Below are 12082 nucleotides of genomic sequence, written 5' to 3'. Positions count from 1 at the left end.
GGGTGAGGAAAGATCAGGGCGTGGCCTTGACCTCGTTCCACATGTCCGAACGCTTGAGCGGGTCTTCGACATTGTTGAGCCAGACCAGCTTGTCATTGCCGCCGGCGCTGCCGGTTTCGGTCACCGTGTTGCCGAAGCCGGTGCGCTCGGAAAGCTCGCCGCTGACCTTCTTGCTCAGCATGAAGTCGATCCATTTCTCGGCGGCCGCATTGTCGCGAACGCCCTTGGAAATGACCCAGTTGTCGAGCCAGGCAAGCGCGCCCTCGCTCGGATTGACGTAGGCGACATGGGCGCCGATCTTCTGCAGCGCCTTGACCTGCTGCTGGCCGTAATTGGCCCAGATCAGGGCAACGTCATTGTTCTGGTAGATCTGCTGCGCCTCGTCGGCGGTGGTGTAGAAGCTCAGCACGTTGCGCTTGAGTTCGACCAGCTTGGCCTTGACCGCCGCCATCTGCTCTTCGTTGAGATTGAACGGATCCTTGTAGCCGAGCGTCAGCGCGGTGAACGAGAAATTGTGCTCGCCATTGTCGTAGGCCAGCACCTTGCCCTTGTAGGCCGGGTCCCACAGGACCGACATCGACGTCGGCGCCGGCTTGACCTTGTCGGTGTCGTAGATCAGGCCGATGGAGTCGAAGCAGAACGGAATGCCGTAGACCTTGCCGTCCTTGGTGTCGCCGCTGACCTGAGACAGATCGCGGAAGCGCGGCAGCACTTCCTTCTGGTTGGCCAGCTTGGTGATGTCGATCGGCGACACCAGATCGGCCTTGATGTAGCGCTGCAGCTGGGCGGTGTTGACGGCGAAGACGTCGAAGTCTTGCCCTTCGCTGCCCTTGATCTTGGCCCAGATCTCGTCATCGCTGCCGATGAAGACGACATCGACGCCGATGCCGGTTGCCGCCGTGAAATCCTTCACCCAGTCCGGGTCGGCGTAGCCGTCCCAGGCCAGAACCCGCAGGTTCGCGGCCAGGGCCGCCGATGTCATCAGGCCGATGCCGAGCCCGATTGTCGCCATTCTTAGAAACAGTTTTTTCAGTCCCATTTTCAATCTCCCATTGTCGTTCTGGTGGACCGCTATTTCCGGACCCTCGCCGTCACAGCTGCGTGACAGCGACCAGTCCCTCGTCCGGCACCGAAACCATCCGGTTGCGCAGTGGCTTGCCGAATGTCTGTGCCTGAATTTCATACTCGTCGCCGGAGGCCGTCTTGATGCCGGAGGCGTAGCTCATCACCGCCGCACCGAAGAAATAGGCATGCAGGTCGCCCGCCCTGCGGTGCATCGGGTAGCGGAAATGGAAGTGTTCGAGATTGGCGATCGAGTGCGACATGTGCGCTTCGCCCGACAGGAACTCCTGCTCCCAGATGACGGCGCTGTCGCGCAGGATGCGGGAATGGCCGCGCACTTCGTCGGGGAGGTCGCCGATCAGCAGCTCCGGGCCGATCGAGCAGGAACGGAGCTTGGAATGGGCGAGATAGAGGTAGTTCTCGGCTTCCGTCACATGGTCGGAATATTCGTTGCCGAGCGCATAGCCTATGCGATAGGGATGGCCGTCCGGCCCATTGAGATAAAGCCCGACGATCTCGGCTTCCTCTGCCCCGGCTTTCGCGAACGCCGGCATCGGCAGCTCAGCACCGGGCGGCACAACGCAGGTGCCGACACCTTTGAAAAACCACTCCGGCTGGACGCCGATCTTGCCAGCGCCGGGCTTGCCGCCCTCCAAGCCCATGCGGAAGATCTTCAGCGAATCCGATTCCTCGGCATCCTCGCCGTGGGTCAGCACATGCATCTTGTCGCGCGCGGCGGCGCTTCCGGTATGGGTCAGGCCCGTGCCGGTGACCAGGAAGCGCGCCGGTTCCGGATGGTCGACAGGGGCCAGCACGCGGCCATCGCGCAACAGCTCGTCATAGTCGATCGTTGCGACGCCTGTCCGCTTCTCCACCAGCGATGCGATCGACGCGCCCTCGGCGATTGCCGCCTCTGCCAGTTCCAGCACGGTGCTGGTCTTTTCGAGCGGGTGCAGGTGATTGCCGTCATCGGAGACATGGCCGACCCGCCTGCTGCCATCTGGCATTCTGTACTGAACAAGACGCATGAAATACCCTTCTTCCCTTGAGACCGTGTGGGTCACACCCAGCCCGCATCGACGATGAACTGCTGGCTTGTGCACATGCGGCTGTCGTCGGCGGCGAGGAACAGCGCCATGCGCGCGATATCGGCGGGCTGCAGCCGGTCGGGCAGGCACTGCCTCTCCTCGATCTGACGCTCACCAGCCGGGTTCAGCCACAGCCGCATCTGGCGCTCGGTCATCACCCAGCCCGGCACCATGCAGTTGACGCGAATGCGCTCGGGGCCGAGTTCGCGCGCCAATGCCCGCGTCATGCCGTAAACGGCGGCTTTCGCGGTGACATAGGCTGGGCAATCGGGATCGCCGACCATCCAGGTGATGGAGCCGAAATTGATGATCGAGCCGCCGCCCAGCCCGCTCATCTGCGGGCGCACCGCCTGCGCCGCGAAGAACTGGTGGCGCAGATTGACCGCCATGCGGTCGTCCCAGTAGGCGACCGTCACGTCCTTGGTCTGGTGGCGGTCGTCATTGCCGGCATTGTTGCACAGCACCTGGATCGGACCGTTGTGCCGCATTGCTTGCGCCGTGGCTGCTTGCAGCTCTTCGACATCGCGCAGGTCGCAGGGAATGAACAGCGGCGCGGCATGCCCGTCGGCCGCGATCGCGTCGACCAGGCGCCGTGAAGGTTCCTCCGCCAGGTCGACGAAGGCGACACGGCTGCCTTGCGCGCAGAAATGGCGGACCAGGCTTTCGCCGATGCCGCTGCCGCCGCCGGTTATGAAGACGCTGCGGCCCTTGAGGCTTGGGTAGGTCGCGTAGCTGCCGATTTCATTCGTCATCGCGCGCCTCTCTAGTGGGAATGCCGGGGGATGCCGGCATCGCGCCGCCCGACGAGAAAGTCGAAATCGCAGCCCTTGTCGGCCTGCAGCACGCGCTCGACATAGAGGCTCTGGTAGCCGCCTTCGGGCGGCGTCGGCGGCTGCCAGTCGCGCCGGCGGATCGCCAGCTCCTCTTCCGACACCAAAAGCTCCAGGCGGCGGCCGGCGACATCGAGCTCGATGAGATCGCCGTCGCGCACCAGGGCCAGCACGCCACCTGCCGCGGCCTCCGGCGCCACGTGCAGCACGACGGTGCCGTAGGCGGTGCCGCTCATGCGTGCGTCCGAGATGCGCACCATGTCCGAGACGCCCTGCTTGAGCAGCTTCGCCGGCAGCGGCATGTTGCCGACCTCGGCCATCCCCGGGTAGCCGCGCGGTCCGCAGTTCTTGAGCACCATCACCGAGGAGGCGTCGATATCCAATTCCGGATCGTCGATGCGGGCGTAGTAGTGCTCGATGTTTTCGAACACCACCGCCTTGCCACGATGCTGCATCAGCTCGGGCGTAGCCGCCGACGGTTTGATGACCGCCCCGTCGGGCGCCAGATTGCCGCGCAGGATCGAGATGCCGCCTTCCTTGGTCAGCGGATGGCTCAGCGGCCGGATGACCTCGCTGTTGTAGTTGGGCGCGCCGTCGATCAATTCACCGATTGTCTTGTCGCTGACGGTCATGACGTCGCGATGAAGAAGCCCCACTTCATCAAGCGACGCCATGACCGCAGCTAGCCCCCCGGCATAGTAGAAATCTTCCATCAGGAACCGGCCCGACGGCATCAGGTCGACAATGGTTGGAACGTCGCGGCCAAGGCGGTCCCAGTCCTCGAGGCTGAGATCGACATCGAGCCGGTTGGCGATGGCGATGAGATGCAGCACCGCATTGGTCGAGCCGCCGATCGCGCCGTTGACGCGAATGGCGTTCTCGAACGCTTGCCTGGTGAGGATCTGCGCAATCGTCACGTCCCTGTGGACCAGTTCGACGATCTGGCGTCCGGCCATCTGGGCGAGCACGCCACGGCGCGAATCCACCGCCGGGATCGCGGCATTGTCCGGCATGCCGATGCCGAGCGCTTCCACCATGCTGGCCATGGTCGAGGCCGTCCCCATTGTCATGCAACTGCCCGCCGATCGGCTCTGGCCCTGCTCGGCCGCCAGGAAATCGGCGATCGGCATGCGGCCGGCCTTCACCTCCTCGGCGAATTTCCAGACATGCGTTCCCGAACCGATATCCTTGCCGCGGAACTTGCCGTTGAGCATCGGCCCACCCGACACGGCGATGGTCGGCAGATTGCACGACGCAGCACCCATCAGCAGCGCTGGCGTGGTCTTGTCGCAGCCGACCAGCAGGATGACGCCGTCGATGGGATTGCCGCGGATGGACTCCTCGACATCCATGCTGACCAGGTTGCGAAACAGCATCGCGGTTGGGCGCATATTGCTCTCGCCCAGCGACATCACCGGAAACTCCAGCGGCAGGCCGCCGGCTTCATAGACGCCACGCTTGACGTGATCGGCCAGCGCGCGCAGATGGGCATTGCACGGGGTCAGTTCCGACCAGGTGTTGCAGATGCCGATCACGGGGCGGCCGTCGAAAGCGTCGGCGGGAATGCCCTGGTTCTTCATCCAGCTGCGGTGCATGAAGGCGTTCTTGCCTTCACCGCCGAACCACGCCTGCGAACGCAGCTTGCGTTTCTTGTCCGTCACGATGTCTGTTCCCGATCCTGGCGACGCTTGTTGCGGTTCTCGACGCTGCGGCGCACGTCTTCCTCGGCATTGTCGATGAGCACCAGCAGTGCCTTTTGCGCGCCGGTGGCGTCGCCGGCGGCAATCTTCTCGGCCACCTCCCGGTGCAGCGGCAAAGAGTGGCGCTGCCCTTCCGGATTGTCGTTTGAGAGGCGAAAGCTCATCACCAATGCGGTTTCGACCAGGGCCGCCAGCGAGCCGATCAGCTCGTTGCCGGTCATGCGCAGGATGGTCTGGTGAAACAGCAGGTCGGGCTTGGCGAAGCGGTCGCCGTCATCGCTCACCGCTTCCATTTCGGCCAGCGCGGCATTGATCTCGGCAATCTGCGCCGGTGTGGCGCGCTGCGCGGCAAGCGCTGCCGACATCGGCTCGATGGCCCGCCGCAGCTCGAACAGCGCCCTGACATCGTCGGCGCTGACACCGCTGGCGTAGCGCCACGACAGGACGTCCGGATCGAGGAAATTCCAGTCGGAGCGGGGACGCACCCGTGTGCCGGTCTTCGGCCGCGATTCGACGAGCCCCTTGCCCGCCAGCACCTTGATCGCCTCGCGCAGCACGGTGCGGCTGACCCCCAGCATCTCGCTGGAATCGTCGGCATTGGGCAGTGCTTCGCCGGGCAGGAAATCGCCTTGCACGATGCGCAGGCCGATCTGCTCGACCACTGTCGCGTGCAGCGCGGTGGAGCCGCTGGACACCGCGACGGCGACGCGCGAGGTACGCGCCGTGCTGAAAGATTTCTTATTCTTCATACTATTCATATGATATGTCTTAAAGGCACCGCGATTGAAGTCAAGGGATAGGGGAATGCCGGTGACAAAGAATTCCGCTGCCGTTGCCGAGCAGCATCCAGAGCTGATCTCAATCAGCGACGGGATCGCGACTGTTGACGTTGCTCCGGCTGCCGGCGGCGCCGTGGCGTCGTATCGCTGGTGGCAGAACGGGTCCGCCGTCGATTGGCTACGCCCGGCCGATCAGGCGGCGATCGGTCGTCGCGATGCAGGCGCGATGGCCTGCTTCCCGCTCGTCCCCTATTCCAATCGCATAAGGGGCGGCCGCTTCGAATTCGCGGGCCGCACCGTCGAGTTGCCCAGCCGGCCGGAGGATCCGCACCATGAGCATGGCCACGGCTGGCGCAGGCCATGGACAGTCATGCGGTGCGAAGCCGGCACCATCGTCCTGCGCTATCACCACATCGCCGATTCCTGGCCGTGGAGCTATGAGGCCCGGCAAGTGATCTCGCTGATCGATGGCAGGCTGGTGATTGCCATTTCGGTGCGCAACCTGTCGGACACGCCGATGCCAGCCGGCTTCGGGCTCCACCCCTATTTCCCGTCGACGCCGTGGACGCATGTCCAGGCGCGGGTGTCCGGCATGTGGGAGACCGACGCGGAGGTCTTGCCAACCCGCCACGTGCCACCGCCGGCGGGAGCCGATCCGACCACCGGCTTCGACGTCTCAGAGGTGGATTTCGACACGGTCTTCACCGGATGGACGGGTCGCGCCCTGATCAGTTGGCCTGAGCATGGACGGCAGCTGGACATCGAGGCTGAGGCACCGCTCGATTTCCTCGTGCTCTACACGCCGCCCGGCGAGCCATTCTTTTGTGCCGAGCCGGTCAGCAACATCACCGATGCGTTCAACCGAACGGATGACGCTGGCATCAACACCGGCGGCATTGTGCTCGCGCCTGGGCAGATGCGATCGGCAAGTGTTCGCTTCACGCCTTCACAGGCAATCTGATCGCCCGTGGCGAACCGTCCAATGCCAGGCCGGGTCAGAACGGGTAATGCTGGCCCGGATCCTCGATCGTCACCCAGCGCAGGTCGGTGAATTCGGCGATCGACGCCTTGCCGCCGAAGCGGCCGTAGCCCGAACCCTTGACGCCACCGAACGGCATCTGTGCCTCGTCGCCGACGGTCGGGCCGTTGATGTGGCAGATGCCGGCCTCGATGCGCGCGGCCACCGCCATGGCGCGCTTGATGTCGCGGCTGAACACGGCTGACGACAGGCCGTACTCGGTGTCGTTGGCGACCCGAACGGCTTCATCCTCGCCCTTCACCCGGATTACCGGCTTGACCGGCCCGAAGGACTCTTCGGCGTAGACGCGCATCGCCGGCGTGACGTGGTCGAGCAATGTCGCTTCGACGACGGTGCCGCTGCGCTTGCCGCCCGCGACAAGCTTCGCGCCCTTGCTGACCGCATCAGTGATGAGTTCCTCCATCTTGTCGGCGGCCTGGCTGCTGATCAGCGAGCCCAGCACGACATGGCCGCGCGGGTCGCCTGCCGGCAGTTTTGATGCGCGCGCAGCCAGCTTGGAAACGAATTCGTCGGCGATCTTTTCATCGACGATTAGGCGCTCGGTCGACATGCAGATCTGGCCTTGATGCATGAAGGCGCCGAAGGTCGCGGCATTCACCGCCGCGTCGATGTCGGCATCATCCAGCACCAGCAATGGCGCCTTGCCGCCGAGTTCCAGCAATGCCGGCTTCAGGTGCCGCCCGGCGAGTTCGGCGATGATCCTGCCGACCTTCGTCGAGCCGGTGAAGTTGACGCGTTTGACCGAGGGATGCGCGACCAGCGCCTCGACGATGCCGGCGGCGTCCTTGGGATCGTTGGTGACGACATTGATGACGCCCTTGGGCAGTCCGGCCTCGACCAGCACCTGGCCGATCAGCCGGTGTGTGCCGGGGCACATCTCGGATGCTTTGAGCACGACGGTGTTGCCGCAGGCGATCGGCATCGCGACGGCGCGGGTGCCGAGAATGACGGGTGCGTTCCATGGTGCGATGCCGAGGCACACGCCGGCCGGCTGACGAATCGCCATGGCCAGCGTGCCGGGCTTGTCGGAGGGGATGATCTCGCCCGAAATCTGCGTCGTCATCGCCGCCGCCTCGCGCAGCATGTTGGCCGCCAGCATGACGTTGAAGCCGGCCCAGGGGCCGGTAGCCCCGGTCTCTTCCATCATCAGCCTGGTGAACTCGCCGACCTTCGAGGCCATCACGTCTGCGGCCTTGGACAGCAAGGCGCGGCGCTCGCCGGGCCCGGTCTTTGACCATGCCGGAAAGGCCGCCGCCGCGGCTTCGACCGCGGCATTGGCATCGGCGACGCTGGCCGCGGCGGCGCGTGTCGCCAGCCTGCCGGTGAATGGGTCCATGCGCTCGTAGGAGGCCGCACCGGACGCATCCCTTTTATCGCCGTCGATCAGAAGTCCGATATCCATGATTGTCTCCATTGCTCTCGCGAGCGTCTTCATTCGTGTTCTAGAAACCAAGCACTTCGGCGTTGATCGAGGCCTCGAGGCCGCCATCGACCGGCACGTTTGCGCCATTGACCCAGCGCGCGCCGTCCGAGCACAGGAACAGCACCACCGGTGCGATATCGCCCGAGGTGCCGGCGCGCCCGACCCTTGCAATGTCGCTGTCGACGCGGGCGTCGCCGAGCACGCTGCGGAACTGTTTCAGGATCGGCGTTTCGACCGGCCCCGGGCTGACCGCATTCACGCGGATGCCACGGTTCTTGAACAGGTCCTGATGCGCGGCACGGAAAGTCCAAAGCAGCAGCAGTTCCTTCGAGACCGGATAGCCTTCCTCGTTCTTGACCGAGTGGTCGGCGACCACCTTGGCGATATCAGGGAAACCCTCGATGCCGGCCATGGAAGCGGCGCGATTGAGATTGGCGCGCCAGCCATAGCCGGCGATCGAGGCGACATTGACGATGGCGCCGCCTTCGCGAAGCTTTGGCGCCAGGCCTTCCGATAGCGCCCGCAGCCCGAAGAAGTTGACGGCCAGCGTCGACGCCGCCCCGGTGTTGCCGGAGAGGCCGGCGACATTGCAGAGCGCGTCGATGCGTTGCGGCAGGCTTGCGACGAGATCGTCGACACCGGCCTTCGACGAGATGTCGGCCTTGACGAAGCTGCCGACCGGCGCGGCCGGCTCACGGACATCGACACCGATCACGTCGGCACCGAGCTGGCCGGCGAGTTCCGCCGTGCGGGCGCCGATGCCGGAGGCGGCACCGGTGATGAGGATCGTCTTGCCGAAAAGCATGGTCATGCCTTCTCCTGATGCTGTGTGGTTTGCCGCGACGAGGGCGCGGTGCCATCGTCGGCCGGAGCTGTCGGATTGCCCGGCAGCCTGACGCGGTAGCCGACCGGCAGCAGGCGTAGGGCAAAACGCTCCTCGACCGTCCCCCACAGGCCGCGCGGCAGGAAAAGCGAGAACAGCACGGCGGTGGCGCCAAGCCCGATCAGGTACCAGACGCCGGTGCCGCCGAACCAGGTCTCGATGAGGAAGAACACCAGCGCGCCTAGAATGGCGCCTTCGAAGGTGCCGATGCCGCCGACCAGCACCATGAAGATCATGTAGGCGGTCCACTGGACGTTGAAATAGGTTTTCGGCTGGAAGGTGATGGAGGTCGCCAGCCACAACGCACCGGCGATGCCGATACCGAAGGCGGCAAGCACGAACAGCAGCCGCTTGGTGCCGGTGACACGCACGCCGACCGACGCGGCGGCATCCTCATTGTCGCGGATCGCGCGGATCGCGGCACCGGTGCTGCCGCGCAGCAGGCCGAACAGGATGGCGAGCAGGGCGGTCATCGACGCCAACGCCAGCCAGTAGATCGTCATCCGTCTGGTGCCGGCATCGTAGACGTTGAGCGAGATCAGCGAGGTGCCGGTTTCGCCCTGCACCAGCCGGTCGAGATTGACCAAGAGATGCGTCAACGCCGCGATCACCCACATGCCGATGGCGAATTCGCCGTTTCTCAGCCGCAGCATGAACAGCGACAGCGGTACCGAGACCACGCCGACGACGATCGCCGAAACGAAAAGCGAGGCGAAGGGGTTGAGGCCGGCATCGGCCAGCCGGATGGCGAAGTAGGCGCCGAGCCCGAAGAACACCTGCTGGCCGACAGACACCAGCCCGCCAAAGCCGGCCAGCGCGTTCCACATCGCCGCCAGGATCACATAGATGAACAGCGCGGTCATCCGGTCGACCGCGCCGGCCGACAGGAATTGCGGCGCGATTGCCAGCAGCGCGATGATGACGGCGACCGCCACCGCGGCGATCCGCGATGTCGCTGTGCCGCGCTCGATGACAGGCGAAGTCGAGGCGCTCATGACGCGCTCCGGGAGGGCAGGCGCAGCAGGCCGCGCAGGCCAAGGCCGGATGTCGAAAGCCGCACGAACAGCACGACAAGGAACACCGCATGGCCACCGATCAGAAAACCTTGCGGATGCACCTGTGCGCCAAGCATCTGCGCAAGCGCCAGCACGATGCCGCCGATCAGCGTTCCCCACAACGAACCGGCGCCACCGATCACCGCGGCTTCGAAGGCGAACAGCAATTGTGGCGCGCCGGCATAGGTATCGAAGGTGGCGCGCATGCCGAGGAAGGCGCCGGCAAGGCCGACCGTCACCATGGCTATTGCCGCGGCGATGGCGTTGGCGCGGCGCGCGTCGACGCCGACCAGGCCGGCTGTATCGGGATCCTCCGAAGTGGCGCGGATCGAGCGCCCGAGCCGGGTGTGGGTCAGGAATAGCTGCAGCCCGCCAAGCAGGACCACGGCGGTGGCGAACATGATAACGGCGAGCTTGCCGACATAGATGCTGCCCGGCCACTCCCAGGAATCATAGGAGAGGCTGCCAATATAGGGCGCCAGCGAACGCGTATCGGCGCCAAACTGCTCGAACAGCAAATTGTCGATGACGATGGCGAGGCCGAACGTGGTCAGGATCGGCAGCAGTGCGCCGCCGCGCGCGCTGCGTTCGAGCAGGAAGCGCTGCAGCGTCCAGCCGATCACCGCCATCAATGGCAGCACGATGAGCAGGCCGACAAATGGCGAGACATGGAACCGCGAGGCAAGCCACCACAGCGCATGGGCGGCGAACACGGCCAGGCTGCCATGGGCGAGGTTGATGATGCGCATCACCGAAAACATGAAGGACAGGCCGCAAGCGATCAGCGCATAGTAGCCGCCAAGCAGAATGCCCTGGATGATCTGGTTGCTCATGCGGGAACGCTCCCGGGGCTTTTCCTGTGCAGGCCAAAGTAGGCCTTGGTCACATCCTCGCGCGAGATGTCCCTGGTCGATCCTTCAAGCGCAACGCGGCCTTCGAGCATGCAGATGACCCTGTCGGATACCGCGAGCGCCCGGTTGAGGTCCTGCTCGACCAGGATGATCGTCGTACCCGAGCTGATCAGGCCCTGCAGTGCGGCATAGACACGGTCGACGATCAGCGGCGACAGGCCAAGCGAAACCTCGTCCAGCAGCAGCACGTCCGGATTGCTCATCAGCGCCCGGCCGATCGCGGTCGCTTGCTGCTCGCCGCCAGACAGATGGCCCGTCCTGGCATGGCGGCGCGGCTTCAGATTGGGGAACATCTCGAGCACCTTGTCGACGCTCCAGTCGCCCGGTCGGCCGGCGGTCTTGCCAAGCAGAAGGTTCTCCTCGACCGTCATCTGCACGAACAGCTTTCGCCCCTCCGGCACCAGCGCGATGCCCATGCCGACGCGTTTGTGCGATGGCACAGTGGTGAGATCGGCCCCGTCCAGCAGCACGCGGCCGGCCGCCGGCTGATGCGCGCCGGCGATTGCCCTGAGCAGCGTCGTTTTGCCGGCGCCGTTGGCGCCGACCAGCGCCAGCGTCTCACCGCGTTCGATTGTGAAGCTGACGCCGCGCACCGCCTGCAGCAGGCCGTGCCGGACAACCAGGTCTTCGACCGAAAGCAGGCTCATTTCGGGCCTCCGCCGAGATAGGCGTGGATCACTTGCGGGTCAGCCATCACCGTTTGCGGGTCGCCGTCGGCGATGATCCTGCCGGCGTCCATGCAGATCAGCCGCTCGGCCACCTGCAGCAGAATGTGGACAATGTGTTCGATCCAGACGATGCCGATCTTGCGTCGCCGCAATTCCTTGATCGTGTCGACAAGCTCGCCGGCTTCGCCATCGGTCAAGCCGCCGCCGATCTCGTCCAGGAGAAGCAGCGTCGGTCTTGCGGCGAGCGCCCGGGCCAGTTCCAGCCGCTTGCGGTCGAGCAGCCCGAGCGTCTCGGCGCGCCGGTTGGCGACGCTGAGCATGCCGCACAGTTTCAGCGAGCCGAGCGCCTCCTCATAGGCCTCGTCGCGGCCGAGGCCGGCGCCATGCGACGCGGCGACGAAGACGTTCTCGAAAGTGGTCATGCCGCTGAACGGTTTCGGCACCTGATGCGTACGCACCAGGCCGAGCCGGCAGCGCTGCGTCGCCGTCAGGCTCGTCACGTCACCGCCCTTGAAACTCACCGTGCCCAAACTCGGCGGAAAGGCGCCTGAAAGCACGCTGAGCAGGGTGGTCTTGCCGGCGCCGTTCGGGCCGACAATGCCGACCGCCTCGTCGGCTTCCATGGTGAAGTCGACGGCGTCCAG

The 12082-nt window shown here is 65.1% G+C and carries 12 protein-coding genes; 1 reads left to right on the top strand and 11 read right to left on the bottom strand.

The genetic code is table 11. From position 1 onward, the window contains the following. Positions 1–13 precede the first annotated feature (13 nt). The 5 genes from AC56QQ_RS25690 to AC56QQ_RS25670 are packed head-to-tail and all read right to left on the bottom strand — an operon-like array spanning position 14 to position 5438. Complete coding sequence (locus tag AC56QQ_RS25690) at positions 14–1039, bottom strand: ABC transporter substrate-binding protein (RefSeq protein ID WP_497123854.1); 1026 nt, start codon at positions 1037–1039, stop codon at positions 14–16. Positions 1040–1091: 52 nt separating this feature from the next. Continuing rightward, complete coding sequence (araD1, locus tag AC56QQ_RS25685) at positions 1092–2090, bottom strand: AraD1 family protein (RefSeq protein WP_497123853.1); 999 nt, start codon at positions 2088–2090, stop codon at positions 1092–1094. 32 nt (positions 2091–2122) lie between these two features. Next, positions 2123–2902 carry an SDR family NAD(P)-dependent oxidoreductase gene (locus AC56QQ_RS25680; protein ID WP_497123852.1) on the bottom strand — a complete coding sequence of 260 codons (780 nt, stop codon included), beginning with the start codon at positions 2900–2902 and terminating at the stop codon, positions 2123–2125. 11 nt (positions 2903–2913) lie between these two features. Next, positions 2914–4641, bottom strand: a complete 1728-nt coding sequence (locus AC56QQ_RS25675; protein ID WP_497123851.1) for an IlvD/Edd family dehydratase — start codon at positions 4639–4641, stop codon at positions 2914–2916. After that, entirely contained in the window at positions 4638–5438 is an 801-nt protein-coding gene (locus AC56QQ_RS25670) for a FadR/GntR family transcriptional regulator (RefSeq protein WP_497123850.1), read from the bottom strand. Before AC56QQ_RS25670 ends, AC56QQ_RS25675 begins: the two co-directional genes overlap by 4 nt. A gap of 52 nt (positions 5439–5490) precedes the next feature. Here AC56QQ_RS25670 and AC56QQ_RS25665 point away from each other — a divergent pair, with 52 nt between their 5' ends. Then, positions 5491–6420 (top strand): aldose 1-epimerase, encoded by a 930-nt coding sequence (locus tag AC56QQ_RS25665; protein ID WP_497123849.1) that lies wholly within the window; start codon positions 5491–5493, stop codon positions 6418–6420. 34 nt (positions 6421–6454) lie between these two features. On the opposite strand, the gene AC56QQ_RS25660 is transcribed toward AC56QQ_RS25665, so the two are convergent. From AC56QQ_RS25660 to AC56QQ_RS25635, 6 genes are read right to left on the bottom strand one after another with little or no spacing between them, the layout of a single operon-like run. Further along, positions 6455–7900, bottom strand: a complete 1446-nt coding sequence (locus AC56QQ_RS25660) for an aldehyde dehydrogenase (RefSeq protein ID WP_497123848.1) — start codon at positions 7898–7900, stop codon at positions 6455–6457. Between the two features lie 40 nt (positions 7901–7940). Then, entirely contained in the window at positions 7941–8726 is a 786-nt protein-coding gene (locus tag AC56QQ_RS25655) for a coniferyl-alcohol dehydrogenase (RefSeq protein WP_497129118.1), read from the bottom strand. Positions 8727–8728: 2 nt separating this feature from the next. Next, entirely contained in the window at positions 8729–9799 is a 1071-nt protein-coding gene (locus AC56QQ_RS25650; protein WP_497123847.1) for a branched-chain amino acid ABC transporter permease, read from the bottom strand. Continuing rightward, on the bottom strand, positions 9796–10692 hold the full coding sequence (locus AC56QQ_RS25645; protein ID WP_497123846.1) for a branched-chain amino acid ABC transporter permease: 897 nt from the start codon (positions 10690–10692) through the stop codon (positions 9796–9798). Before AC56QQ_RS25645 ends, AC56QQ_RS25650 begins: the two co-directional genes overlap by 4 nt. Further along, on the bottom strand, positions 10689–11417 hold the full coding sequence (locus AC56QQ_RS25640; protein WP_497123845.1) for an ABC transporter ATP-binding protein: 729 nt from the start codon (positions 11415–11417) through the stop codon (positions 10689–10691). The genes AC56QQ_RS25645 and AC56QQ_RS25640 overlap by 4 nt, the downstream gene beginning before the upstream one ends. Continuing rightward, the gene (locus AC56QQ_RS25635) at positions 11414–12061 is read right to left on the bottom strand and encodes an ABC transporter ATP-binding protein (RefSeq protein ID WP_497129116.1); all 648 of its coding nucleotides are present in this window, start codon (positions 12059–12061) and stop codon (positions 11414–11416) included. The genes AC56QQ_RS25640 and AC56QQ_RS25635 overlap by 4 nt, the downstream gene beginning before the upstream one ends. Positions 12062–12082: the final 21 nt, after the last annotated feature.

This window comes from Mesorhizobium sp. RCAM 05099, from assembly GCF_059683685.1.
Note: the sequence above shows the minus strand (reverse complement) of the source record. Positions and strands in the feature narration are given on the sequence as shown.

What these genes read in the sequence shown, in the direction of transcription:
- AC56QQ_RS25690 (WP_497123854.1), bottom strand. Translation starts at nt 1,039, where the DNA reads ATGGGACTGAAAAAACTGTTTCTAAGAATGGCGACAATCGGGCTCGGC.
- araD1 (WP_497123853.1), bottom strand. Translation starts at nt 2,090, where the DNA reads ATGCGTCTTGTTCAGTACAGAATGCCAGATGGCAGCAGGCGGGTCGGC.
- AC56QQ_RS25680 (WP_497123852.1), bottom strand. Translation starts at nt 2,902, where the DNA reads ATGACGAATGAAATCGGCAGCTACGCGACCTACCCAAGCCTCAAGGGC.
- AC56QQ_RS25670 (WP_497123850.1), bottom strand. Translation starts at nt 5,438, where the DNA reads ATGAATAGTATGAAGAATAAGAAATCTTTCAGCACGGCGCGTACCTCG.
- AC56QQ_RS25660 (WP_497123848.1), bottom strand. Translation starts at nt 7,900, where the DNA reads ATGGATATCGGACTTCTGATCGACGGCGATAAAAGGGATGCGTCCGGT.
- AC56QQ_RS25655 (WP_497129118.1), bottom strand. Translation starts at nt 8,726, where the DNA reads ATGCTTTTCGGCAAGACGATCCTCATCACCGGTGCCGCCTCCGGCATC.
- AC56QQ_RS25650 (WP_497123847.1), bottom strand. Translation starts at nt 9,799, where the DNA reads ATGAGCGCCTCGACTTCGCCTGTCATCGAGCGCGGCACAGCGACATCG.
- AC56QQ_RS25645 (WP_497123846.1), bottom strand. Translation starts at nt 10,692, where the DNA reads ATGAGCAACCAGATCATCCAGGGCATTCTGCTTGGCGGCTACTATGCG.
- AC56QQ_RS25640 (WP_497123845.1), bottom strand. Translation starts at nt 11,417, where the DNA reads ATGAGCCTGCTTTCGGTCGAAGACCTGGTTGTCCGGCACGGCCTGCTG.
- AC56QQ_RS25635 (WP_497129116.1), bottom strand. Translation starts at nt 12,061, where the DNA reads ATGGAAGCCGACGAGGCGGTCGGCATTGTCGGCCCGAACGGCGCCGGC.